At 37.5% G+C, this 26,455-nt stretch carries 16 protein-coding genes; 11 read left to right on the forward strand and 5 right to left on the reverse strand.

The genetic code is table 11. The annotated features are described in order from the left end of the window. Nucleotides 1-163: 163 nt before the first annotated feature. Nucleotides 164-3,046, forward strand: a complete 2,883-nt coding sequence (locus JO950_RS10035; RefSeq protein WP_202702518.1) for a triple tyrosine motif-containing protein — start codon at nt 164-166, stop codon at nt 3,044-3,046. A 35-nt stretch (nt 3,047-3,081) separates the two neighbouring features. On the opposite strand, the gene murF is transcribed toward JO950_RS10035, so the two are convergent. Beyond that, on the reverse strand, nt 3,082-4,368 hold the full coding sequence (gene murF, locus JO950_RS10040) for a UDP-N-acetylmuramoyl-tripeptide--D-alanyl-D-alanine ligase (RefSeq protein ID WP_202702519.1): 1,287 nt from the start codon (nt 4,366-4,368) through the stop codon (nt 3,082-3,084). 107 nt (nt 4,369-4,475) lie between these two features. Next, nucleotides 4,476-6,164: a gliding motility lipoprotein GldJ gene (gene gldJ, locus JO950_RS10045; RefSeq protein WP_202702520.1), complete on the reverse strand. Its 1,689-nt coding sequence runs from the start codon at nt 6,162-6,164 to the stop codon at nt 4,476-4,478. A 213-nt stretch (nt 6,165-6,377) separates the two neighbouring features. On the opposite strand from gldJ, the gene porU reads away from it, so the two are divergent. The 6 genes from porU (at nt 6,378) to JO950_RS10075 (ending at nt 16,936) form a co-directional block, all read left to right on the forward strand. Beyond that, complete coding sequence (porU, locus tag JO950_RS10050) at nt 6,378-10,217, forward strand: type IX secretion system sortase PorU (protein ID WP_202702521.1); 3,840 nt, start codon at nt 6,378-6,380, stop codon at nt 10,215-10,217. Nucleotides 10,218-10,258: 41 nt separating this feature from the next. Continuing rightward, nucleotides 10,259-11,467 (forward strand): type IX secretion system outer membrane channel protein PorV, encoded by a 1,209-nt coding sequence (gene porV, locus JO950_RS10055; RefSeq protein WP_202702522.1) that lies wholly within the window; start codon nt 10,259-10,261, stop codon nt 11,465-11,467. 78 nt (nt 11,468-11,545) lie between these two features. After that, nucleotides 11,546-12,028, forward strand: coding sequence for a cytidine deaminase (gene cdd / locus JO950_RS10060; RefSeq protein WP_202702523.1), 483 nt, complete (start codon nt 11,546-11,548; stop codon nt 12,026-12,028). A gap of 158 nt (nt 12,029-12,186) precedes the next feature. Continuing rightward, entirely contained in the window at nt 12,187-13,185 is a 999-nt protein-coding gene (pdhA, locus tag JO950_RS10065) for a pyruvate dehydrogenase (acetyl-transferring) E1 component subunit alpha (RefSeq protein ID WP_056190513.1), read from the forward strand. 4 nt (nt 13,186-13,189) lie between these two features. Continuing rightward, nucleotides 13,190-14,839: a pyruvate dehydrogenase complex dihydrolipoamide acetyltransferase gene (locus tag JO950_RS10070; RefSeq protein ID WP_202702524.1), complete on the forward strand. Its 1,650-nt coding sequence runs from the start codon at nt 13,190-13,192 to the stop codon at nt 14,837-14,839. Between the two features lie 249 nt (nt 14,840-15,088). Beyond that, entirely contained in the window at nt 15,089-16,936 is a 1,848-nt protein-coding gene (locus JO950_RS10075; protein WP_202702525.1) for a hydrolase/aminopeptidase, read from the forward strand. Between the two features lie 134 nt (nt 16,937-17,070). Here JO950_RS10075 and JO950_RS10080 read toward each other — a convergent pair whose 3' ends face one another. After that, nucleotides 17,071-18,312: a glycosyltransferase gene (locus JO950_RS10080; RefSeq protein ID WP_202702526.1), complete on the reverse strand. Its 1,242-nt coding sequence runs from the start codon at nt 18,310-18,312 to the stop codon at nt 17,071-17,073. A gap of 115 nt (nt 18,313-18,427) precedes the next feature. Here JO950_RS10080 and JO950_RS10085 point away from each other — a divergent pair, with 115 nt between their 5' ends. The 4 genes from JO950_RS10085 to JO950_RS10100 all read left to right on the forward strand — a co-directional run bounded on the left by JO950_RS10085 (nt 18,428) and on the right by JO950_RS10100 (nt 24,620). Then, entirely contained in the window at nt 18,428-19,009 is a 582-nt protein-coding gene (locus JO950_RS10085) for a tRNA-(ms[2]io[6]A)-hydroxylase (RefSeq protein ID WP_017497237.1), read from the forward strand. Nucleotides 19,010-19,060: 51 nt separating this feature from the next. After that, nucleotides 19,061-21,817 carry an AsmA-like C-terminal region-containing protein gene (locus JO950_RS10090; RefSeq protein WP_202702527.1) on the forward strand — a complete coding sequence of 919 codons (2,757 nt, stop codon included), beginning with the start codon at nt 19,061-19,063 and terminating at the stop codon, nt 21,815-21,817. A 250-nt stretch (nt 21,818-22,067) separates the two neighbouring features. Beyond that, the gene (locus JO950_RS10095; RefSeq protein WP_202702528.1) at nt 22,068-22,880 is read left to right on the forward strand and encodes an AraC family transcriptional regulator; all 813 of its coding nucleotides are present in this window, start codon (nt 22,068-22,070) and stop codon (nt 22,878-22,880) included. A gap of 75 nt (nt 22,881-22,955) precedes the next feature. Next, the gene (locus tag JO950_RS10100) at nt 22,956-24,620 is read left to right on the forward strand and encodes a serine hydrolase (RefSeq protein WP_202702529.1); all 1,665 of its coding nucleotides are present in this window, start codon (nt 22,956-22,958) and stop codon (nt 24,618-24,620) included. Between the two features lie 162 nt (nt 24,621-24,782). Here the strand turns inward: JO950_RS10100 and JO950_RS10105 are convergent, their stop codons facing one another. Both JO950_RS10105 and rpmA read right to left on the reverse strand, forming a co-directional pair. After that, the gene (locus JO950_RS10105; protein WP_237732331.1) at nt 24,783-26,072 is read right to left on the reverse strand and encodes a hypothetical protein; all 1,290 of its coding nucleotides are present in this window, start codon (nt 26,070-26,072) and stop codon (nt 24,783-24,785) included. Between the two features lie 109 nt (nt 26,073-26,181). After that, entirely contained in the window at nt 26,182-26,442 is a 261-nt protein-coding gene (gene rpmA, locus JO950_RS10110) for a 50S ribosomal protein L27 (RefSeq protein WP_017497241.1), read from the reverse strand. Nucleotides 26,443-26,455: the final 13 nt, after the last annotated feature.

The following is a 26,455-nucleotide window of genomic DNA, read 5'->3' on the forward strand; positions in this document are numbered from 1 at the left end:
GTTATAGAATTGTTAACTAAATAAAATAAACACTACATTTACTAAAAATGAATTATTTTCGATTTTATGAAGAATTTCCATAGAAAAACACAATATTCCGATTGCAATAATCCAAATAGAGAGGATTACAAAACATTACTAATAGAAACCCTGATCTAAAATTATGAAATTCGCAAATGCATCTATTTCGATTTTTATCCTTTTTATACTGCCTTTTACTATTTTTTCCCAAGTAAAAAACATCGGATTACCCGCAATCAAAAACTATAAACGATCCGATTATAAAGGAGGCACTCAAAATTGGAATATTGATCAGGATAAAAATGGCAATATTTATTTCGCAAACAATAACGGCTTAATCCAGTTTGACGGATCAACCTGGAACAAATATCCGCTTCCCAACAATACTGCCATCAGAAGCTTAAAAATAGACGACCAGTCTGGCAGAATATATGTTGGTGGGAATAATGAATTTGGTTATTTTAAGAGTGATGCAAAAGGCAGATTACAATACCATTCCCTTTCTGCCTTAATCAGTAAAAAAGATAGCAGAAACATTAACCTGATCTGGAGAATACATCTTTATAAGGGAGAAGTCGTATTTCAATCTTTCACCAAGGTGTTCTTTTACAAAAACAACAAACTGCGTCTTATCAATGCCCCAAGAAGATTTCAATTCTCTTTTCTAATAAGGCAACATCTTTATTTTCAGGATAAAGTTCTGGGTATTTTAGAATACAAGAACCAGAAACTAACTCCTTTAAAAGGAACCACTGCTTTAAACGACAAAGAGATCTGGGCGATGTTTCCGCTACCCAACAACAAATTACTTTTTGCAACCTTAGAAAAAGGACTTTTTACTTATGACTATAATAGCATTACAACTTGGGAAACCGAAGCAAATAGTTTCATCAAAAAGAACACCTCTTTGGGCGGAGCAATTATCGGAAACAAATTCATCGTACTCAATTCGGTTCTCAATGGTGCCGTCATTTGCGACCTGAATGGAAAAATCCTTCAGCATCTCAACCGACAAAAAGGACTCCAAAACAATACGGTACTGACCTCTTTTGTTGACAATAAAAACAATCTATGGCTAGGACTGGATAACGGAATCGCCTTTATAAACCAAAACTCTCCTTTTACCTTTTTTGATTATAGTTATAATATAGGTACTGTTTATGCATCTGTGATTTTCAACAAAAACCTATATGTTGCCACCAATCAGGGTTTATTTTATCATTCCTGGAACGCTCCTTTTAAAGATGAACCCTTCAACCGCGTCGAGGGTACCATTGCACAAGCCTGGAACATTCAGGTCATCAATAATACTCTTTTGTGTGCAAGCAATAGCGGCGCCTTGGTAATTGAACAAAACAGAGTTTCAAAAACACTGGACAATAGAGGTTATTTCGGCTTCAAAACCATTCCAAACCACCCCGGTTACATTATTGGCGAGAGCTACAATGGTTTTTCTATCTTTAAAAACTCTGCAAACAAAATCACTTACGTTAATCAGGTGGCGGGATTTGACGAGACTACAAATACATTTGAAATCGAGCTTGACAACAATTATTTGTGGCTGAAAAAAGATCCTTATCTGTATCAGATGAGATTGTCTGAGGATTTAAAACGATTTGACCTTGTAAAAAAACACGCTCACATTTCAACATCGAAAAAAGGAATAGGAAGTCTTCAATTGATCAACAACAAAGTTTACTTTCAAACCAAAAATCACTTTTACAGATACAGTGACGAACAGGAAGACTTTTTTGAGGACAAAAAAGTAACCGCTTTATTCGAAAAAATTCCGACTGTAAACACTATAATAGAAGACAAATACAACAATTTATGGTATTCCTACAATGAATCACTTGGTGTTTTAATTAAAGGCCCCAATGGAAAATACATCCGCACAGAAGCACCATTTTCTAATTTAACAGGTAATCTGGTAAACAAATATATTTCGGTCAATACAATCGATCCGAAGAACATTTTTATAGGGCTAACGGATGGACTCGCCCATTATGATTCTCAAATTTCAAATAAATTCATCACAAAACCTAAGGTCTTTTTTGAAAGTTTCTCCTCTACCAGCGATACGATTATCACAGGTAATCTTGAAAAACCGTTAACAGACCTTTTAATTCCTTATCAGTCCAATCACGTCAAATTTACGTTCTCCTCTCCTACCTTCGAAAATCAGGAGAATGTAACGTACTCCTACAAACTGGAACCATTTGAAGAAAACTGGCGCAATTGGTCGGGCACTTCCATAAAAGAATACACCAACCTGAGAGAAGGCAAGTACACCATGAAAATTAAAGCAAAAAACAGCTACGGCAGGGAATCCGGTGTGTCTGAAATCATTTTTACCATCTCACCTCCCTGGTACAGACATTTCCTGGCCTATCTGACCTACTTTTTATTACTTCTGGCAGCAATCTATATTGTCTCAAACAGAGTTAAACTCAAAATCAGAAAGAACAAATACTATGAAACGATAGAGCAAAGAAGACTGTATCTCGAAAAGGAATCTAAGATCAGACACGAGCAACACGAACTGGAGAAAGAAATTGAACGCCTAAAAAGCGACAAACTTCAGATAAAAATCCTCGCCAAAGACAAAGAACTGGTGAGCAATTCCCTTCAGGTTGTAAAGAAAAACAAAGTCTTAAATGGCATCATTCACAAACTAAAAGAAATCGACAACGATGCTCTCGACGAATCGACAAAATTTCAGGTGAGCAAGCTAAACAAAAGCATTGTAAAAGAGGTCAACACAGACAAAAGTTGGAAAGATCTGGAGAAGCACATCAAAAATGTACATTTTGAATTCTTAAAACGCTTAAAAGAAAAATATCCTACAATTTCTCCACGCGAACTGGATTTATCCACTTATTTACTGATGAATATGTCTACCAAAGAAATAGCCGAAATTATGAATATTTCGACAGGTGGAGTTGAATTAGCACGTTATCGACTCCGGAAAAAACTAGGTTTAAACAAAAAAGAAAACCTGATTGGATTTCTGATGAGTATCTAAAAACAAAAAGGCATTCTGTAGAGAATGCCTTTTTATTAGTTTATAAATTCTAATGTTCGTTCCAAAGCCATGCCTCTGGATCCTTTTATCAGAATTGTATTTTCTTTAAAATGTATCGTCTTCAAAAACTCAGCAAAAACATCAAAAGTTTCAAAAAACTGAAGTTTGTCGCTGACCACTTTTGTTTCGTAAAAGTACTTCCCAATCAAATAACAAACGGATTGATTTTGATCGGATAGTGAATCTACAATTTGTTTATGTTCCTGTTGGCTTTCGTCGCCAAGTTCAAACATATCACCTAAGATCATGACCTTGTTCGAATTTTCCAATTGCAGGAAATTAGTAATAGCCACAGCCATACTGCTCGGGTTTGCATTGTAGGCATCCAGAATAATCTCATTCAATCCCTTCTTTAATAACTGAGATCTGTTGTTCTCCGGTATGTAATTTTCGATAGCCTGTTTCACCGCCTTTTCTTCTACCTTAAAATAAGCTCCCATTGCTACGGCCGCATTGATATTATTTGCGTTATAAAGTCCTATTAAATGCGATTCTACGCTAAAATTATCGTACCCGATCACCACAAATGGATTGGCCTGAATACTATTGATTTTCAGGTTTGCCTGAGCATTATTCACTCCAAAAGTAAAAGATTCAATTCCGGCTGATTTTTCAATCTGGATTGGATCTTCGAGGTTTACAAAAGCAATCTTGTGGTTTTTCGCCAGATATTGGTACATCTCGCTTTTACCAATAATTACTCCTTCAACACCGCCAAAACCTTCTAAATGTGCTTTTCCGAAATTGGTAATATAGCCAAAATCAGGCTGTGCAATCTCACACAAGAACGCTATTTCTTTCTTGTGATTTGCTCCCATTTCAACAATTCCGATTTCTGTCTCTTTTGTAAAAGACAACAAAGTCAGCGGAACCCCAATATGATTGTTTAAGTTCCCAACAGTTGCTTTGGTTTTAAACTTCTGAGATAAAACTACATTGATCAATTCCTTGGTAGTTGTTTTTCCGTTACTTCCTGTTAAAGCAATAATGGGAAGTTTCAAATATGCTCTGTGATACTTTGCCAGTTCCTGCAATGTTTCTAAGCTGTCTTCTACCAAAATTGTCCTGTCGTCAATAGCATAAGCGGCATTGTCAATAACAACAAACAAGGCTCCCAATTCTAGCGCCTGCGAAGCAAAAGTATTGGCATCAAAGTTTTCTCCTTTTATAGCAAAAAACATAGAATCCTTTTCAATTTTTCTCGTATCAATTGAAACTGATTTACATTTTAAAAACAAATTATGAAGGTCCTTAATATTCATTTATAAAAAATTTTACATATTAAAAATAAGCAATAAAAAAATTCCAAATTCCAAAAGCTGCGTAAATCAGTTGGAATTTGGAATTTTTTTATTGAATTTTCTTGATTTTAGTTTCTAGGTGATTTTCTTTTCTCAGATTTAGCACCTACTCTGGACATTGCACATCTAAATCCGATGTAATCAGTTGCCATATCCTGAGGGAAATATCTTCTTTGACCCGGATCCAGCCAATAAGCTCTGTCTCTCCATGAACCTCCTTTGTAAACTCTTACATTATCATCGATTAATGTTGTACGTTTACTTGAGTTGTCATATTTCTTAACCATCTGACCTAAACTATCTGTTGTGATATTGTGTTTAGGTGAGTTGTACATCGCCTGATCTGCTTTTGATCCTGATTCAGAATCTCCGAAATCAAAATATTTAGAAGATTGCTTGTCTCCGTCTCTGTAGTTAATGTTGTTACTTGTATCGAAGTTAGTTCTTAAGTAAGTTTCATTTTCATCAACAGGAACCTGAGCAATTTCTCCAGGTAAATTTGTTGCTACTTTTTTACCATTACTTAATGTTTTGTATTGAATATTATCTTTAGTAATAATTTCAATTTTACCATCTTTCCCGATTTTGTTTTTAGCATACTGATTTCCTCTAAAGTAGTTGAAATCATTTGCTTCGTTATCGATAATAGGTCTGTAAACGTCAGCAACCCATTCGGCAACGTTTCCTGCCATATCATACAATCCAAAATCGTTAGGAGCGTAACTTTTTACAGAGTTTGTAATATCTGCACCATCATCAGACCAACCTGCAATTCCACCGTAATCACCGTTTCCTTGTTTGAAGTTAGCCAATTGATCTCCTTTGTTTTTACGTTTTGCAGAACGTGTATAATCTCCAGACCAAGGATATTTCTTTTGTCCTTTATAGATATTGTATTCTCTTTGTCCAACATCAGCAGCAGCAGCATATTCCCACTCCGCTTCGGTAGGAAGTCTGTATTCCGGCAAAATAAGTCCTGAAGAACGTTGTGCATATACATTTTTCTCTTCCTGAACAACACCGTCTTTACCTGCTTTAGGTTTTTTTCTTCCGCTAGGGTTTTTCTTTAACACAAGCTCTTCGTTACCTCCGTAAGTTGTACTTGGAGAAGCAACATAACCTTCTGTATTAAATAAACTTTCAGCGCTAACATCCTGAGTTTTTGCTCCTCTTTTAAGGTAACCGTTTTTCTCTAAAACTGCTTCGTTCACACGATCAGTTCTCCATTTAGCAAATTCAACAGCCTGAATCCAATTTACACCTACTACCGGGTAGTTTGCGTAAGATGGATGTCTTAAGTAGTTGTTTGTCATCGTTTCGTTGTATCCTAAACGATTTCTCCATACTAAAGTATCAGGAGATGCTCCTTCGTAAATATTCTTGTAATTTTCTTCTGTTGGTGGGAAAACTTTCTTTAACCATTCCAGGTACTCTAAGTACATACCGTTTGTAACTTCCGTTTCATCCATATAGAATGACTGAACGTGTTGTTGAGTTGGTGTGTTATTCCAATCGTGCATAACATCATCTTGTACTTTACCCATCGTAAATGTACCTCCCTCAACAAAAACTAAACCAGGACCTGCCTGTTGTTTTTTTCCTGCATTTCTGGCAGCAGTTCCATTTTGACTGTCTACGTCCCAACCAGTTGCCCTGGAAGCATGACTGGAACTCGATTTTTTGCTACAACTAGCCGTGCCTAACATCAATACCATTGACATCATTAATTGCAAGACTACAATTTTGTTTACTTTCATACTCATTCTTAGGTGATAAATTTAGGTGCTGCAATATAATAATTAACATTTAATTGGCAACATCTGTTCTAATAATTTTATTTCGCTGTTTTTTACCAGAAAATAACCTATTGTTACGAACGCAAAAATATACTTTTTATTATTTACTATAACATGAAATACTATATTTTTACCTACTAAAATATTTTTAATTAAAAACCGTTTTATCCGCTAATGAAACAAGTCCTGATCTTATATCTTTTTCTCCTTCCATTTATCTCATTTTCTCAGATAAATGGCGACTTTACGTTAGATTGGCAAAACAAAAAAGAGATGAGTTTTGGCGACTCAAAATTAAAAATACCGTATTTTTCCGGAAACAGTTTTCGGTATGATACTACTAAAAAAAGCATAATATTACTGCTCAATCTGACCGAATCCGGTTATTCAAACTACAATTCGATTCAAATTTTCAATGTCGTTTACGAATCCGTTTCAACTGCCGACCTGGGCGACCTTTCGCTCGAGAATATCCCTGAAAAACCAAATGAGTCTCTTAAAACAACTACCTCAAGAGACCTAAAGCAGGTATTCTTATCATTATCGCCTATTATAAAAGAAGGAAACAGCTTCAAACGAATCCGATCTTTTTCTTACAAAAAAACCTCCGATAGCACTGCAAAAAACAATACTTCTTCTTCTTTTCAAAAAGCAAATACAGTTTACAATTCTGTATTAGCTACGGGAGACTGGTATCGTTTTTACATTGAAAAATCGGGCATCTACAAAATCTCGAGATCTTTTCTTCAAAGCCTGGGATTTGACCCCGGAAAAACAGATCCAAGAAGAATTAAAATTTATGGAAATGGAGGAAAAATGCTTCCTCTTGCCAACAACGCTTATTATCCGGAAGATCTGGCAGAAAATGCGATTCAGATCGTTGGTGAAACAGACGGTGTATTCAACAACGAAGATTATATTCTTTTTTATGGTGAAGGCGTTGAAAACTGGAACACAGAAAGCCAGACTAACCTGAACTTGTACGACACCAAATCCTATTATTATATTACCACTACAGGCAGTGATGGAAAACGAATCGCTCCTCTAAATCAACCCACCGGCAACAGCACTTTAGAGCTCAATACTTTCGACGATTATCAATTTCATGAGATCGACAAAATAAACATCGCTCATTTGGGACGCCAGTGGTGCGGAGAATCTTTTGACATTACTCAGGAGCAGGAATTCAGCTTTAACTTTCCCAACATCGACACTTCAGTCCCTGTAAAAATAGAACTCAAAGCAGCCTCTGCAGCCTACACTCCTACTTCGTTTACCATTTCGGCCAACGGACAAAACATCGGAAGCCTTAATTTTCAAGCCTTGGCACTAAATGCTGATATCAAATATTACAATCAGGAATTACCCTCCAACGCAGCCTTTACCGGAGCCGAAAATGTAAAAATAAAACTCACCTACAACAACAATGGTGTTCCCGGATCAAAAGGCTATCTTGATTTCATAAATCTGACTGCCAAAAGAAAACTTCTAGGCATCGGTAAACAATTCAGATTTCAATACAATTTAGCAGGTTCAACTCCCGGAATAGCCAATTACACCATCGGAAATGCCGCCGCCATTTCTCAAATTTGGGACGTTACTGATCCTACTAACACCTTAAAAGTAGAAAACAACAACCAAGCCAACTTAAGCTTTAAGGCATCGTTAGGTGAAATCAGAACATACATCGCCCTTGACCCTGCCGATTATTACGCTCCTTTAAAAGAAAGTCAATCTAAAGTTGCGAACCAAAATTTAAAAGGAACACTTTTCAGGAATGCGCAAAACAGTTTTCAAGACATCGACTATATAATCGTGACGCCAAAAATCCTTGTTTCTCAAGCTGAAAAACTAGCTACTTTCCACCGGATAAATTCTAATTTGAATGTAAAAGTAATTCTACTGGAGAACATCTACCAGGAATTCTCTTCCGGAAAACAAGACGTGGCAGCCATTAGAAACTGCATTCGATACTTATACAGCAACGCTTCTGCTTCCGAAAAAAGACTTAAATACGTAAATCTGTTCGGAGACGCCTCATTTGACTACAAAGACCGAATTACAAACAATACCAACATTGTACCGGTATATCAGTCCGTGGTCAGCAACTCTACCGGAGAAGCCTCATTTGCCTCAGATGATTTTTACGGGCTTATGGATGCCAATGAAGGGGTTGTCGTTTTCCCTTTTGGAGGAATTGATATCGCTGTAGGCAGAATGTTAATTTCAGACAATACTCAGGCAGCAGAAATGGTCAACAAAGTTTTAGAATACCACGACCAGAAATCATTTGGAAACTGGCGCAACAATGTTGTTATGGTAAGTGACGACTCTGACCGAACCTCAGACACAACCTTACAATCACGCCAGAACACCCTGGCCGATGCAATCTCAACCCAAAAACCATTTTTAAACGTAGAAAAGATTTTCCTTGATGCCTACGCCCAGGAAGCTTCCGCAGGAGGATCGAGGTACCCGAAGGCAAGAACCGATATATTTAATGCTTTTGAAAAAGGTGCTTTAGTCTTTAATTACCTTGGACATGGCGGCGAAGACGGTCTCGCAGCCGAAAGAATCTGGGAAAAATCAGACGGTCAAAACCTGAACAATCAATACAAATACCCCTTATTCATTACAATAACCTGCGAGTTTTCGAGATTTGACGACCCAACAAGACCAACCGCAGGAGAATATACTTTTTGGAATCCAAAAGGAGGCGCCATCTCCATGTTAACCACCATTCGCGCCATAGGACAATACAATGCAGAAAATTTTAATGACAGCCTGAACAAAAACCTGTTCTCATACGGATCCAACCAATACACAAGCATCGCCGAAGCACTTCGAATTTCTAAAAATGAAAACCCAAGCTCATCCAGTAATGTTATTTTTTACATTGGCGATCCTGCTTTGATGCTTGCCATTCCGAAACCAAAAATCAGTTTAACAAAAATCAATGACATTGCGATTTCTCAGCCTATTCCCGACTTTAAATCCTTGTCAAAAATTAAAATCACAGGAGAAATCACAGACGAAAACAACACGCTGTTAAGCAATTACAATGGCGAACTGGCAACTGCCATCTTCGACAAATTAATCACCACCAGCACCCTAAATAATGATGGATATAGCCCTGCAATGTCATTCAAAATACTGGGAGAAACTATCTTCAGAGGAAATGCTTCGGTAACCAACGGTCAGTTTGAATTCAGCTTTGTTGTACCCCGAGACATCCGTGTTCCTGTTGATTACGGTCGAATCAGTTTTTACGCAAAGAAAAACCAAACACTTGAAAATCAATCAGGTTACAACACCACTATAAAAATTGGAGGAATAAATGAAAATGCTCCACAGGACAATATAAGTCCAAAAGTGAAGTTATATATGAACGATGAAACTTTTGTATCGGGAGGAATTACAAACGAATCGCCCTTTTTACTGGCGTTTCTTGAAGATGAAAACGGAATCAATACAGCAAGCGGAATCGGGCATGACATTACAGCAGTGCTGGACGGCGATGTAAGCAATCCTTTTGTTCTAAATGATTATTATCAGACAAAACTTGACGATTACACCAATGGAAATTTACGTTTTCCATTGCGAAATCTTGCTGCCGGAATGCACACGATAACATTTACAGCATGGGACGTTTACAACAATCCCGTAACGAGTGAAATACAATTTATAGTTGTTGGAAATGAATCGCTGACCTTAACACACGTTCTTAATTATCCTAACCCATTTTCAACCTATACGCAATTTTGGTTTTCACACAACAGGCCTTACGAACCTCTGGATGTGCAAGTTCAGGTAATGACTATAACCGGAAAAGTCGTTTGGACAAAAAACCAAATCGTCACCACAGAAGGTTTTTTATCGAGAGAAATCACCTGGGATGGAAAAGATGATTTTGGCGATCGAATCGGGAAAGGCGTATACATTTACAAACTCACTGTCAAATCTAATTTAACAAATAAAAAAGCAGAAAAATACGAAAAGCTTGTCATTTTATAATATTCTATATATTTGTATCACCAACACCATACCTAACATAAATGAAAAAAATATCGCTTCTATTAATTTGCCTTTTAATTATTCCGTACGCAAAAGCTCAAAACATTGAACGCCCTATTACTACAGGAGTACCTTTTTTATTAGTCGCAGCTGACGCAAGAGCTGCAGGTTTAGCCGATCAGGGTGTCGCTACATCAGCCGACGCTTATTCGCAACAATGGAACCCTGCGAAATATGCTTTCTCCGTAGACAAGCAAGGATTTTCTATCAGCTACACCCCTTATTTGACAGACTTAGCCAATGATATTTCATTAGGTCAGGCAACCTATTACAACAAAATTAACGACCGAAGTGCCTTTGCAGGAAGCTTTCGTTATTTTGGCTTTGGGGATATTGAACTAAGAACAACCGGAGACCCAAATGAAGCCGCAAGAATCGTTTCTCCAAATGAGTTTGCCTTAGACGGTTCTTACTCTTTAAAATTAAGCGAGAAATTCTCAATGGCGGTAGCCGCAAGATACATTCGTTCTAATCTGAAAATTGCTTCTGAAGAAGTTGACGCGTCAGCTTCAAGCACTTTTGCGATAGACGTTGCCGGATTCTACCAATCAGAAGAAATCGCTTATGCTGATTTTAACGGAAGATGGAGAGGTGGTTTCAACCTGCAAAACCTTGGACAAAAAATAAGCTACGATAACGACGATATCAGTTCTAATTTTTTACCGGCAAACCTTAGATTAGGAGGAGGTTTTGATTTCATCTTAGACGACTATAACAAAGTAGGTCTTAGTGTTGAATTTACCAAACTTTTAGTTCCAACGCCTCCGGGAGCAGGAACTCCTGTAGATGCAAACGGTGATGGTGATTTTACAGATCCGGGAGACATTTCTCAGGCACAAGCTGATGCAGCAAAATACAAAACCTACAAAGACATTGGCTGGGTATCCGGAATTTTTAAATCTTTCGGAGATGCTCCGGGTGGTTTCAGTGAAGAATTAAAAGAAATCACTTATAGTGTAGGTGCAGAATATATGTATCAGGATGCCTTTGCTGTAAGAGCAGGATATTTTCATGAAAGTCCTGTAAAAGGAGCCAGACAATTCTTCTCTTTAGGAGCAGGATTCAAATACAATGTAGTAAAAGTTGACGTTTCGTATTTATTTTCAACATCAAAAGTTAAAAATCCGTTAGAAAATACACTTCGTTTTTCTTTAACCTTTAACTTTGGCGACAAATACGAAGTTTATTAAAACCAGAAAATAAAAAATTAATAACAATCCAAATTCCTGTTTCTTTAGGAATTTGGATTTTTTTTCCCTTAAACAGAAATGAAAGAAATAAGCATTACATCATCCTTCAACATTTACAATAACCTTGAAGAACTCCCAAAAGACATTCAGGAGTTAATGAGTCAGGCGGTCGAAGTTCGCAAAAAAGCATATGCGCCCTACTCTCAATTTCGGGTTGGAGCTGCTTTACTTTTAGACAATGGAAAAATAGTGATAGGATCTAATCAGGAAAATGCAGCATATCCTTCGGGATTATGCGCCGAACGTGTTGCCATTTATCATGCCGGAAGTGTATATCCGGAAGCTAAAATTCTAAAAATAGCCATTACAGCAGCTTCAGACACTAATCAGACCACAGCACCGATTCCGCCTTGTGGATCTTGTCGTCAATCTATTGCAGAATACGAGATCAGACAGGACACCCCTATTGAAATCTTTTTTATGGGAGAAATCGGAGAAGTTTACAAATCGGCATCCCTAAAAAATTTACTCCCGTTTATGTTTGATAAAAAGTTCTTGTAAAAAAAAGCCAAAAAGTAGCTTTTAAATTTTACTTCTTACTAGGAATGTCTTATTTTTGCATCCCGACCTTTCGGGCGCAAATTTGTGGGAGGAAACTATTTTGCGTTACAGGCAACAATTGATAACACAAACAAACTTTAGCAAAAGAAAGAATTCAGATGAAAGAAGTTACAAAAGAGGTATATTTAAAGTGGTACGAAGACATGCTACTTTGGAGGAAGTTTGAAGATAAACTTGCAGCATTATACATTCAACAAAAAGTTAGAGGTTTTCTACACCTATATAATGGTCAGGAAGCTGTATTAGCAGGAGCTTTACACGCTATGGACCTGACCAAAGACAAAATGATTACTGCTTACAGAAACCACGTACAGCCAATCGGTATGGGAGTTGATCCGAGACGTGTAATGGCTGAACTTTTAGGAAAAGCAACCGGTACCTCTAAAGGTATGGGAGGATCTATGCACATTTTCTCTAAAGAACACCGTTTTTACGGAGGACACGGAATCGTAGGTGGACAAATTCCGGTAGGAGCTGGTTTAGCTTTTGCAGATAAATATTTTGAAACAGGAGGAGTTACTATGACCTATTTTGGTGATGGAGCTGCGAGACAAGGTTCTTTACACGAAGCTTTCAACATGGCAATGTTATGGAAATTACCGGTTGTATTTATCGTTGAAAACAACGGTTATGCGATGGGAACTTCTGTGGAAAGAACTGCAAACCACACCGACATCTGGAAACTTGGTTTAGGATATGAAATGCCTTGCGGACCTGTTGACGGAATGAACCCGGTAAAAGTTGCCGAAGCAATGACAGAAGCAATCGACAGAGCACGTCGTGGTGACGGACCAACTTTCCTTGAAATGAAAACGTACCGTTACAGAGGACACTCTATGTCTGACGCACAATTGTACCGTTCTAAAGAAGAGGTAGAAGAATACAAAAAAATTGACCCTATTACTCAGGTTTTAGACGTAATTATGGATCAAAAATACGCTACAGAAGAAGAAATTGAAGTAATCGACCAAAGAGTAAAAGACCTGGTTGAAGAATGTGTGAAATTCGCTGAAGAATCTCCATATCCTGAATTACAACAATTGTATGATGTAGTATACGCACAAGAAGACTATCCATTCACACCTCATAAACTATAAATCAATGGCAACAATTATTACAATGCCTCGTTTGAGCGATACTATGACAGAAGGAACGGTAGCGACTTGGCTTAAAAAAGTAGGCGACAAAATTAGCGAAGGAGATATCTTAGCTGAGATTGAAACAGACAAAGCAACAATGGAATTTGAGTCTTTCAACGAAGGAACTCTTTTACATATCGGAATACCAGCGGGAGAAACTGCTCCTGTTGACTCTTTATTAGCAATCATTGGAAACGAAGGAGAAGATATTTCTGCTCTTTTAGCCGGTGGTGCTGCCCCTGCTGCAGAAGCACCAAAAGCGGAAGCTGCCCCTGCTGCAGAAACAAAAACAGAAACTGCTGCTCCTGCAAAAGCAGCAACTGAATTACCAAAAGGTGTTGTAGTAGTTACTATGCCACGCTTGAGCGACACGATGACTGAAGGAACAGTAGCTACCTGGTTGAAAAAAGTAGGTGACGCTGTTGCTGAAGGAGATATCTTAGCAGAAATTGAAACAGACAAAGCTACTATGGAGTTTGAGTCTTTCAATGCTGGTACTTTATTATATATCGGAATTCAGGAAGGAAATACAGCTCCTGTTGACAGCTTGTTAGCTATCATCGGACCTGCCGGAACTGATGTTTCGGGAATTTCTGCAAACTATACTGCCGGAGGTGCTGTAAGCGCTCCTGCAACTGAAGAAACTAAAACTGCTCCTGCTGCTGAAAAAGCAACAGAAACGGTAGCCGAAACTTCAAACGGAGGAAGAATTCTAGCTTCGCCATTAGCGAAGAAAATCGCTTCTGACAAAGGAATTTCATTAAATCAGGTTAAAGGTTCAGGAGAAAACGGACGTATCGTGAAAAGCGATATCGAGAACTTTACTCCTGCCGCACAAACACCTGCTGCGGCTGCCGCAACTACAACTTCTGCTGCTAAACCACAAGAAGTCGCACCTGCTGCACCAAAAGTATTTGTTCCTGCCGGAGAAGTTTTCACAGAAGAGATCAAAAACTCTCAAATGCGTAAAATTATCGCAAAACGTTTGGCAGAATCTTTATTTACAGCACCTCACTACAACTTAGTGATCGAAGTAAGCATGGACGAAGCTATGGGAGCAAGAGCAACAATCAATACGGTTCCGGATACAAAAGTATCTTTTAACGATATGGTAATTAAAGCTTGTGCTTTAGCCTTGAAAAAACACCCAAAAATCAACTCTCAGTGGAAAGAAGATGCAATCATCATCAACCACCATGTAAACATTGGTGTTGCCGTAGCAGTTGAAGACGGATTAGTAGTTCCTGTATTGAAATTTACAGACGCTATGAGTTTATCACAAATTGGCGCAAGCGTAAGAGATCTTGCCGGAAGAGCGAAAAACAAAAAACTGGGACCACAGGAAATGGAAGGAAGCACCTTTACCGTTTCTAACCTTGGAATGTTTGGTATCACTGAATTCAATTCAATCATCAACCAGCCAAACTCTGCAATCCTTTCTGTAGGAGCAATTGTAGAAAAACCGGTAGTAAAAAATGGTCAGATTGTAGTTGGAAACACCATGATGCTTTCATTAGCATGTGACCACAGAACAATCGACGGTGCAACCGGAGCTCAGTTTTTACAAACATTAAAACAATACATCGAAAGCCCGGTGACCATGTTAGCATAATTTTTATGCCCATGTCCGTCTGAGCAAAGTCAAAATGACTAAGCGAAGTCGAACGTCAGTCTGAGCGAAGCCGAACGTCAGTCTGAGCGAAGTCAAAATGACTAAGCGAAGTCGAACGTCAGTCTGAGCGAAGTCGAATGTCAGTCTGAGCGAAGTCGAAGACCCCCCTCATAATAAAATCCCGTCCTGAAGTTTTTCGGGACGGGATTTTTTGTTTAATTTTCATCCTCAAATCCAAAACACATAAAAATGAAGAAAATAACTCTTGTAGCTTTATTCTTAGCAGCTCTTGCCTGCCAGAAAAAAGAACAAACCGAAAAAAATACAGCCGTCATTGACGAACACAGCTATTCTAAGCCTGAACTCGCTGTCGTTAAACACCTTGATCTCGATATCAAAGTAGATTTTGACACACAAACCATTACCGGAAAAGCATCGTGGCAAATTGACAATGTTAGCAAAGGAAACGAAATCATCTTCGACGAAAACACGCTTAACATTACCAAAGTAACCTTAGGAGACGAAGAAAAAGAAACGAAATTCAAACTTGGCACCGACGTAGAATTTCACGGAAAACCACTTCACATTACTATCGAACCCAACACTACTAAAGTTAACATTTACTACAGCACTACTAAAGACGCAGTGGCACTACAATGGCTAACTCCGGAACAAACGGCAGACAAAAAGAAACCATTCTTATTCTCTCAGGGCGAAAGTGTTTGGTCCCGTACCTGGATTCCATGTCAGGACTCACCGGGCATCCGTTTTACGTACAATGCAAAAGTTACGGTTCCTAAAGATTTAATAGCCTTAATGAGCGCTGTTAATCCGCAAAAGAAAAACGACACCGGAGTTTACACCTTCAAACAAGACAAAGCAATTCCTTCTTATCTAATGGCTATCGCTGTTGGAGATCTTGAATTTCAATCTATCGACAAAAGAACCGGAGTTTACGCAGAACCTTCTTTACTGAAAAAAGCAGCATGGGAATTTGCCGAATTAGGCAACATGGTAGGCGCTGCCGAAAAACTATACGGACCCTACCGTTGGGGACGTTACGACGTACTGGTTTTACCACCAAGCTTTCCTTATGGCGGAATGGAAAATCCAAACCTAACTTTCCTTACTCCTGGCGTTATTGCAGGAGATCGCTCTCTAACAAGCCTTTTAGCACATGAGCTAGGACACAGCTGGAGCGGAAATTTAGTAACTAATGCCACCTGGGATGATATTTGGTTAAACGAAGGATTTACGACTTATGTAGAACACAGAATTGGAGAAGCCATCTTTGGAAAGAAAGAATTTGAAATGCAAAACGTTATCACAAACAAAGAATTAGTCGATAATGTAGCTGAATATGGAAAAGAAAATCCGGACACGAGATTAAAAGTTAGCCTTACCGGAAGAAATCCGGACGATGGAATTAGCCAAATACCGTATGTAAAAGGATATGCATTTTTAAGAGTTATTGAGAATGCTGTTGGCCGTGAAAAATTCGATCCGTTTATTAAAAATTATTTCGATTCACATGCTTTCCAATCGATCACAACAGAAGACTTCGTAAAATATATTAACGAAAACCTTATTAAAGGCGACAAAGCTCTGGCAGATAAAATAAAACTGGACGAATGGATTTACAAACCGGGAATTCCGTCAAACATCCTTCCGGTAAGTTCTCCTGATTTTGATGCGATTGATAAAATCCAAAAAACATGGAGAGAAACAGGCGTAACAGGTCTAAGTAAAAAAATTACAACAACTGCCGAAAAACAGCATTTTATCGATCATCTTCCAACTGACATTACAGCAAAAGAGATGGAAGCTATTGACAAAGAATTTAACTTTACAAAAGGCGGTAACTTCATCATCAAACGTCAGTGGTTTGCGCAAGCCATTGAACACCAATACAAAGCAGCCAATCCTGCTATTGAGCAATTTCTAATTGGAATAAGCCGAACCGGATCGGTAATGATGTTGTACAAAGAAATGGTTAAAACTCCTGAAGGAAAAGCATGGGCTAAACAGATTTTCGAAAAAGCAAAATCAGGTTACCATGCTACAACTATTCAGGCTGTTGAAGGCATTTTGAAATAGTATTCAGTATTCAGTTTGCAGTCGCAGCTCTCAGTCGCAGCTCTCAGTCTCAGCTCTCAGTCTCAGTCTCAGTCTCAGTCTCAGTCTCAGTCTCAGTTTACAGTAACTGGGACTGAAAACTGCCAACTGAATACTTACTTATTCCTCGCTTCAATCCACTTTGACATGTACATGGTGCTTTTATAAGCATGATGCTGCAATAAACTCCCCATAAAATTATGCAAACGATGGCTTTTAGCATCCATTAACAATGAATTTACCACAGACATGAATCCATCTGAGTATTTATCTTTCAAATAACACTCGTTGATAATTGCAATTCCCTTCTTTTGAGCCTCGTTCCAAAGATTCTCATCCTGATAAAGTCGAATTGCTTTCTTAGCAAATTCAGCCTCATCATCTTCTATAAAACCATTCCAGGGTAAATTAGCATGCATCGCTTCAGAACCAATTGCAGTGGTCACACTTGGCGTTCCGCATTGCATAGCTTCTAACAATTTCCCTTTTAAACCTGCTCCAAAACGAATTGGCGCCAGTACAACTCTTGCATTTTTCACGATTTCGACAGCATCTACTGCCCTTCCCATGATATAAAATCCATTCTTAGGCTGATGGATCTGCAGTACTTTCTGTGACGGATAAGCGCCGTAAATTTCCAAAACAGCTGTAGGGAAATCTTTTTTGATCAAAGGCCAAATTACTTCTCTTAAGTACTGAACCGTATTCCAATTGGGCTCATGAAAGAAATTCCCAATAAAAACAAACGTGTTCCTTTCTTCAAATGATGGTAATTTCAAAAGATCATCTTCAGACATAGAATCTGTCAAAAAAGGAAGATACAAAAGTAAATCGGCATTGATTCTGAACTTGTCTTTTAGAACATCCATTTCAAACGTCGAAATAATCAAAGACAAATCACATCTTAAAATACTGGCAATTTCTCGTTTTGCTACTTCTTCAGAAAAAAGATCTGTCACTTCAAACTTTCGATTTTCTTTAAAAGCCTTTTGCCTGGCAGCACGTAAACAATGCAAATCTTCAGTATCGAGAATCCGAATCGCATCAGGACAGTTTTCCGTCACTCGCCATCCAAATTGTTCTTCGATCATAAAACGATCAAAAAGAACAACTTGCGGGTTTAGTTCCTTTACAAAATCATCAAAACTGGCCGAATTGAGCTCAATGCTTTTTTTCGCTACTCCGAACTCAGACAAATCCACCATAAAATCGCTGTCTAATGCCGCACTGACAAATGTGATGTCAAATTCATTCTGTTTAAAAATAGAAATTAACTGCATCATTCTTCCTCCGGCAGCAGACGAATTTGGCTCGGGCCAGACAGAACCGATAATTAAAAGTTTTTTCATTGGATTCATTTACATTGCATTCAAGCTACAAAATAATGCTTTTTTGAGCGTATTCACATGGAATTTCCTGTTTTTTGGTCATAAAAATGAGTAATTTTGCAGCATACAAATTTCGGAATCAATTATGTTAGGATTAAAATTAGCCACAGACCCGCGCTGGGTAAATATAGTAGAATCAAATATCGAAGAGATTTTGACGGATCATGCGTGGTGCGAGCAAAAAGCAGCTTCAAATGCCATCAGCTTAGTGACTTACAATTCTGAACTGGAAGAATTGGTTACCGAAATGCTTGTAATCGCCAGAGAAGAGCTCGAGCACCTACAAATGGTGCACGATATTATCAAAAAAAGAGGTTTGACCTTAGGGCGTGAACGAAAAGATCACTATGTAAATGAACTTTTTAAATTTATGAAAAAAGACGGAAGCCGCAGAGATGCTCTTTGCGACCGTCTGTTGTTTTCGGCTATGATTGAAGCCAGAAGCTGTGAGCGCTTTAAAGTACTTTCTGAAAACATAAAAGACGAAGAACTGGCTAAATTCTATCGCGATTTAATGATTTCTGAAGCCGGACATTATACTACATTTTTAGGTTTTGCACGAAAATACACAGACAATATAGATATTGATAAACGCTGGAAAGAATGGATTGAATTTGAAGGTTCAATTATTACCAACTACGGAAAAAGCGAAACCGTACATGGATAATATTCTTTTAACTCGATTTTCATTTTTTACCTATAAATACCACAACTTGTTATGTCTACAAATAAAATAAAGACCATTTTACTAAAAACGGCCAAATACCTTGGGATTACCTTTGTTGTCATTATAGGACTACTATTCCTTACTCCCATTATTTTTGAAGATCAAATCAAGGAACAAATTAAAAAAACCGCTAACGAAAAGCTAAGTGCAGAATTGAATTACTCTGATGTTTCGGTTTCGTTTTTTCAACATTTCCCTTCGCTTACTTTAACCTTAAGCGATTTACACCTAAACGGATCGGCTCCTTATACAAAAGAAAAATTCATCACTGCGAAAGAAGTTTCGTTTGGTATCAATGTAGCCAGTCTGGTTTTCAGCAAAGAAGTAAAAATCGATCAGATTTATCTATCAGATTCCTTTATCAATGTAAAAGTAAACGAAGAAGGAGAAGCCAATTACAATATCTACAAATCAAATTCTCAGGCCGAAGCCCCTAAAGACAGTACCGAAACCGCTTTAAAACTGGAACGAATTGAAATTTTAAACAGTAAAATTGTTTACGATGACAAATCAACCAAAATCCATTTTGATGCGTTCGGGTTTGATTATTTAGGAAAAGGAGATTTAAACAAAGCCGTTTTTGATTTGTATTCGAAAGCAAAAATTGAAAAATTGAATATTGTTTATGAAAATGAACCTTATTTAATGAATAAAAAAGTGAACGCTGATTTGATTACAAAAGTCAACGTCAACTCCCTGTCCTTTTATTTCCAACAGAATAACCTTAAAATAAATGATCTTGTGGTCGACTTTATAGGGAAATTCGACTTCCTGAAAGACGGTTATAATATGGATTTTGTGATCAAATCAGACAACAGTGATTTACACGATGTTTTTACCGCCTTCCCTCCAAAATACATTACCTGGCTGTCGAAAACAGAATTAAAAGGAAATACCAACCTGCTTTTAACTTTAAAAGGAGACTATATTGCCGCACAGAACATTGCACCGGATCTTAATCTGGATGTAAAAATAGACAGCGGATTTGTCAATTATAACAAAAGCGCTTTTCCGGTTTCCAATTTAAATTTAGAGATCAAAACAAAAGTTCCGTCTTTAAATCCGGACCTGCTAATTGTTGATGCTAAAAATCTTTCGTTGAACATGAACAAAGATTATTTAAAATCGAAATTTTATGTAAAAGGCATAAAAACCCCGGATATTAACGCCGATTTTAAAGCCAAAATTGATCTTGGAAAATTAATGCAGGCACTTGGAATTCCGAATATCGTTTTAAAAGGAAATCTGGCAGGAGACGTAAAAGCTAATGGGAAATTTGACTTAAAAAACAAACTTCTTCCCGTTACCAACGGAACTATTGACTTGGTAAACGGTTACCTAAAAACACCTTATTACCCAAATCCGATCACAGACATCACCATCAAATCTAAGATTGAGAACCCTAAAGGAACTTTTGGCGATTTAAAAATAAACCTAAAACCCGCTCAGTTTACTTTTGAAGGAAAACCTGTTTTCGTAGAAGCCGATTTGAGTAATTTTAATGATTTGGCTTACGACATCAAAGCCAAAGGAGAACTGGACGTGAACAAAATCTACAAAGTTTTCTCTCAGCAAGGACTTGATTTGGACGGTTCCGTAAAAGCCGATTTGGTTTTAAAAGGAAAGCAAAGTGATGCCGAAAAAGGGAATTACCGCAAGCTGTACAACAAAGGAACACTTGAACTTAGAAATATTGGAATAACTTCTGAATATCTTCCGAAGAAATTCATCATCAAAGAAGGCATTTTCAAAATCAATCAGGATAAAATGTCCTTCAATAACTTTTTGGCTGCCTACGGTCAATCTGATTTCAGGCTAAATGGTTACCTGCAGAACGTTTTCAATTATGCTACTACCAATACTGGTGTTTTAAAAGGCTCTTTTAAATCGACTTCACGCTATATCAATGTGGACGAATTTATGTCGGCTACCCCGACAAATACTTCGGTTACAGAAACCAAAACGGAAGCCCAGCCTCAAAAGCAACCTGTACAAACCGGTGTAATTATAATTCCTGCCAATTTGAATCTGCAGTTTACGGCCAACGCTCAAAAAGTAAATTTTGACAAATTGAATCTTTTAAATGCTGTTGGAAATCTAAGCATGAACAAGGGTAAACTGAACATGCAGAATACCGGTTTCAATCTAATTGGCTGTGATGTTAGCATGAATGCCAATTATCAGGCAATAACTCCTAAAAAGGCCAATTTTGATTACGCGATTAAAGCCTCTGATTTTGATATCAAAAAGGCCTACAACGAAATTGAAGTCTTTAGAAAAATGGCCAGTGCCGCAGAAAAAGCACAAGGAATTGTTTCTTTAGATTACCAATTAAAAGGCCGCTTAGACAGCAATATGTCTCCGGTTTATCCATCGCTTGCAGGCGGAGGAACGCTTTCGATAAAAGATGTAAAAGTTCGCGGACTGAAAATGTTTAGTGCAGTTAGCAAACAAACCAATACAGAGTCGATCAAAAATCCGGATCTTTCGAAGGTGGACATTAAAACCACCATCAAAAACAACATTATGACGGTAGAACGTTTTAAGTTTAAGTTTGCAGGCTTCCGACCAAGAATCGAAGGTACCACAAGTCTGGACGGAAAACTAAACCTGAAAATGCGTCTGGGTCTTCCTCCGTTAGGAATTTTTGGAATCCCATTAACCATTACCGGAACTCAGGATAATCCAAAAATAAAAGTGGGAAGAAAATCCCAAAATCTAGAAGAAACAAAAGATACTGAAGAATAAAATCAGAAAACCTGTTCATAATGAGCAGGTTTTTTTATTCAAGAGCCTCTTTAAATTTTATTTGTTGGTTTTCTTATGATGATTTTCAGCTAAAACTTCGTTAAATTTTTCATACAATAGCGCTGCTATTCTATAAAAATTTGCCTTGTTTCGCTCGAAAATCCTTTAATAATTAAACCTCAAAAATAAATTCTAAACAGACTCTAAATCAAATTATATTTATAGTTTTGAATAGCAATGCAGTGTACTCATGAAACAATCTAAAAAAGGAGAGTTTTACGGCCAGACCAACAAAACGATTTCTCTTGAAGGAATAACGTTGACTGATACCGTATATACACACCCTACAGTAGACTGGCACTATCATGAGCATGCTTACTTCACTTTTATCCTGCAGGGCAATGTAATTGAAGGGAACAAAAAAGAGGTTTACAATTGCGCTCCCGGAAGTCTCTTGTTTCATAACTGGCAAGAACCACACTACAACATCAAACCGGAAGGCTTTACCAGAGGTTTTCATCTTGAAATTGAAAAAAAATGGTTTGACGACCTCACCTTAAACAGCAACAACCTGCAAGGAAGTACAACTGTCCTAAACCCCGACATCAAACTTTTGATGTATAAAATTTTCAGAGCGACCAAAATTGACGATTTTCATTTTGACCTTTCTACACAAACCCTGTTAATTGAAATCTTATCCAAACTAAATGGCGACTTTGAAGCCATAAAACATAAAAATCCTAAATGGGTTACAATGATTGATGAAATCCTTCACGATCAGCTTACCGAAACCATTACGCTTGATTATTTATCTAAAACATTAGGCATCCACCCTATTCACCTGTCAAGAGATTTTTCAAAGTATTTTCATTGCAATCTCGGAGAGTACATGCGAAAATTAAAAGTAGAAAAAGCACTTTCACTCATTGCTCTTCAAAGCAAATCCTTAACCGAAATTGCGTACGAATGCGGTTTCTCTGATCAGAGCCACCTGACCCGATCCTTTAGAGAAATAAACGGACTGAATCCTTCCGAACACAAAAAAATACTGTTCCAAAAATAAACCAGATGTTAATCCTGTACAATTTTTAGAATTTATTGCAGACTAACTTTGCCTTTCAATCTAATAATCAATCAAATGACAAAACACTTTCTTTTACTCGCCTTACTATTTTGCAATGGCATCATTTCGGCACAAAACAATAATCTGTTCAAACCCGATGCGATTACAACCGAACTGCATAAAAACAACATTGGTAAAGTTACTTTTATGAAAGGCAACATTCCTTTGGACCAGTATAAAGAATCTGATATTCTGAAATCTTTTGAGCTAACCTACAAATCTGATTTGAATATCAGAGTTTTCATGAACAACTCTGTCATCAATTACTTGCACCAATTGAATCCTGAATTATCTGCAGATCAACTTTTAACAACCGGAAACCTTCAGTTTGCCTTTTTCATCGACAATAAACTGCTCTACACTGAAAACCTTAACTACGGATGCAGCTTTGGATCAGCAGGCAGCAAAAACACTTCAACAACCTTTAGAGTCCCTTTAACCAGTACAAAAAAAGAAGACTGGTGGTCTATTTATCTATGGGAAAGATTCAAACTTAACGGCGGAGAAAAAGCCCTAACCAACGGCAAGCACAAACTAAAAATCGAAATTCGCCCTTATCTTAAATCCGATAAAAACAATGAGATTAAAACAGGAGATTTAATTGCAAAAGGAGAAGTTCAGCTCATCTTAAAAGCTCCGAAACTAACTGCCAAACAAATCGAAGTTCAGCCTATCCAACCTAACAGCGGCTGGGAAGTTTCGAATTTTGCTTTTGATAAGAAGAAAATTGAAAAACTTAATGCTGCTATTGCCAGCTACAATTTGAAGGAAATTACAAGTATCGTTGTAGTCTACGATAAAAAACTACTGCTTGAAGAATATTTTAATGATACTAACCGAAACACTTTGCACGATACCCGATCGGCAGGAAAATCTTTTGCATCAACCTTAGCCGGAATTGCCATAAACGACGGCTATCTTAAAAATGAAAATCAAACACTGAACCAGTTCTACGATTTAAAGAACTATGCCAATTATGAGTCTAAAAAAGACAGCGTAAAAATAAAGGACTTACTCTCCATGAGCTCCGCTTTTGAAGGATCTGACCAAAATAGCGATTCTCCCGGGAACGAAGAAAACATGTACCCTACAGACAATTGGGTGAAATTCACTTTAGACTTACCTATGGACAAATCCAAAACCAATGGCGGTCAATGGGATTATTTTACAGCCGGTGTGGTTTTATTGGGCGATATCATCCATAAATCTGTTCCTGGAGGATTAGAAAAATATGCCGATGAAAAGCTTTTTAAGCCTTTAAACATTACTCATTACCAATGGCAATATACTCCTCAAAAAGTAGCGAATACCGCAGGAAGCCTTCAAATGACAGCACTGGATTATGCCAAATATGCGCAATTATACCAAAATAATGGCCTTTGGAATGGTAAACAAATTCTAACGACTGATTGGGTTCAAAAAACCCTAACCCACCAGTTTCAGATTCCCGAAAGAGAAAACCAATACTACGGTTATCTGTTTTGGAACAAAACTTTTACTTTTAAAAATACTCCTTACGAAACCTATTACTGCGCCGGAAATGGCGGAAATGAGTTTATGATTTTCAAAAATATTCCGCTTGTAGTAATCATTACTTCAAAAGCCTACAACAAACCTTATGGGCACGCACAAGCTGATACCATTGTACAGGATTATATACTTCCATCAATATTAAAATAAAAGTCAGGATCAGGCTCAAAAAGGCATTCACTTTACTGTAAAGCGCGTTAGAGATGGCGATTGCTGTTCTTTTGCGATCTCTAATGGCTTTGCATTTTCTAAAATTACCTGTCATTAAAGATTTAACGTACAGGATTTTTTGAGAATTATATTAGTCCTTTACTAAACAGACAATGTTTCGGAAACATATAAAATACCTTTTGCCAACAACCACAACAAGGCCGCCATGCCTAAAAGTCCCCAAGTCCAGTTGCTGCTTCTTTTCCAACTGAAGAAAAATGTCGGGATTTCCCAATATTTAATCACGATAAAAGTGCTTACTCCAATTAATGAAACCCAAATCATCTCGGCAGAATGAATGTAAAAACTATAAAATAAAACCGAGGCAAAAAAGAGCGTTGTCACAAATTGTAAATAATAGTAATTCTTATAATTGCGTTTGTAATTATCCTTAAGCGACAACAGCAAAAACGATACAATTAGCAAACTCGTCAAAGCGGTTATTACATATGAAAAAATTGCATTATACTGCCAAATAAGGAACCCGTCTATGATTAGCGCCAAAACCACACAAGCTGCGAGCGAGTAAACACTTCTTTCAATATAAGCATCTTTCTCTTTATAGGGTATCAGAATTGGGTACATATATTTCTCTAAAATTCGCCAAAAAGGCAAAGCACAAATAGCCGCCATTACAGCAATCACAATTTCATAATTATACACCGTGTCCGCCGGAACTTTATACAAAAGATAAAACAGCGCCACAGTAACGATAATAGCAGGCAGGCAAATTGTTTTTACAGTTTCCCACTTATCATCTCCCCAGAAATTATTCTTTATTTCAAAAATATATTTCTGTACCAAATATTTACGGGTAAAAATTGCTGTGGACTGACTCCATAGCAAAAACAAACCTGTATGAATTACTATCGACCGCAATGTCATTTCTTCTATAAAACACCCCCAAACAACGCAAGCAGCCCCTACTAACAACAATTCGTACGTTAATAAAATTGCCGAAAATAAAAGTCTGAATAAGGGAGCAAACTGATTGATCAGGATACCGATCAGTGAATTCCAATAATTGCGCAACAAACCTATTATCGAACATATTGCAAAAAATGCCGAGAGATACAACATCCAATTGGTCAGCGATTGTGTTTGCATCCATAATTGAACTGCAGAATTTTTTACGGGAGTATAGACTATATGAGAGTTGGCGTAAATTTCGTTCGCTAATTGATTTCTTATCGTATCCTTTAGTCCAGAAAATTGTTTTTTGTGCTTTTGCCAATAAACAGTAGCATCAGAACCGCTTTTTTGCAAAACAGCAAACTCGTATAAAATCTTTTTTTGAGCATCGGTCAATGATGCAACTTGCTCGGGAGAGTGAATTTCTTTTGCAAACAGGCTTGTACAGAAAAGAAACAGGAGGAAAACTATTTTTTTCAAAATTTGGATAGATTAATCCTTCCAAAAATACAAATAATTAAGTATTCGATATAAAGCAAAAAACCCGTTCACCAAAGATGAACGGGTTTTGTAATAAGTAATCTAATGATTATGCTTCGAATGGAAGGATAGATACATAAGATTTGTTATCTTTTTTCTTTTGGAACTTAACAACTCCTGCTACTCTTGCGTGTAGTGTGTGATCTTTACTGATGTAAACATTTTCACCTGGATTGTGTTTTGAACCTCTTTGTCTAACGATGATGTTCCCAGCAATAGCAGCTTGACCACCAAAAATCTTAACGCCTAGACGTTTTGATTCTGATTCTCTACCATTCTTCGAACTACCGACACCTTTCTTGTGAGCCATGACGTATGAGTTT

The sequence above is a fragment of the Flavobacterium sp. UGB4466 genome, assembly GCF_903469665.1.
GTDB lineage: Bacteria > Bacteroidota > Bacteroidia > Flavobacteriales > Flavobacteriaceae > Flavobacterium > Flavobacterium lipolyticum.

Bases quoted from the DNA above. Each gene is read 5' to 3' on its own strand.
- JO950_RS10035 (WP_202702518.1), top strand. From the start codon at position 164: ATGAAATTCGCAAATGCATCTATTTCGATTTTTATCCTTTTTATACTG.
- murF (WP_202702519.1), bottom strand. From the start codon at position 4,368: ATGAATATTAAGGACCTTCATAATTTGTTTTTAAAATGTAAATCAGTT.
- gldJ (WP_202702520.1), bottom strand. From the start codon at position 6,164: ATGAAAGTAAACAAAATTGTAGTCTTGCAATTAATGATGTCAATGGTA.
- porU (WP_202702521.1), top strand. From the start codon at position 6,378: ATGAAACAAGTCCTGATCTTATATCTTTTTCTCCTTCCATTTATCTCA.
- porV (WP_202702522.1), top strand. From the start codon at position 10,259: ATGAAAAAAATATCGCTTCTATTAATTTGCCTTTTAATTATTCCGTAC.
- cdd (WP_202702523.1), top strand. From the start codon at position 11,546: ATGAAAGAAATAAGCATTACATCATCCTTCAACATTTACAATAACCTT.
- pdhA (WP_056190513.1), top strand. From the start codon at position 12,187: ATGAAAGAAGTTACAAAAGAGGTATATTTAAAGTGGTACGAAGACATG.
- JO950_RS10070 (WP_202702524.1), top strand. From the start codon at position 13,190: ATGGCAACAATTATTACAATGCCTCGTTTGAGCGATACTATGACAGAA.
- JO950_RS10075 (WP_202702525.1), top strand. From the start codon at position 15,089: ATGAAGAAAATAACTCTTGTAGCTTTATTCTTAGCAGCTCTTGCCTGC.
- JO950_RS10080 (WP_202702526.1), bottom strand. From the start codon at position 18,312: ATGAATCCAATGAAAAAACTTTTAATTATCGGTTCTGTCTGGCCCGAG.
- JO950_RS10085 (WP_017497237.1), top strand. From the start codon at position 18,428: ATGTTAGGATTAAAATTAGCCACAGACCCGCGCTGGGTAAATATAGTA.
- JO950_RS10090 (WP_202702527.1), top strand. From the start codon at position 19,061: ATGTCTACAAATAAAATAAAGACCATTTTACTAAAAACGGCCAAATAC.
- JO950_RS10095 (WP_202702528.1), top strand. From the start codon at position 22,068: ATGAAACAATCTAAAAAAGGAGAGTTTTACGGCCAGACCAACAAAACG.
- JO950_RS10100 (WP_202702529.1), top strand. From the start codon at position 22,956: ATGACAAAACACTTTCTTTTACTCGCCTTACTATTTTGCAATGGCATC.
- rpmA (WP_017497241.1), bottom strand. From the start codon at position 26,442: ATGGCTCACAAGAAAGGTGTCGGTAGTTCGAAGAATGGTAGAGAATCA.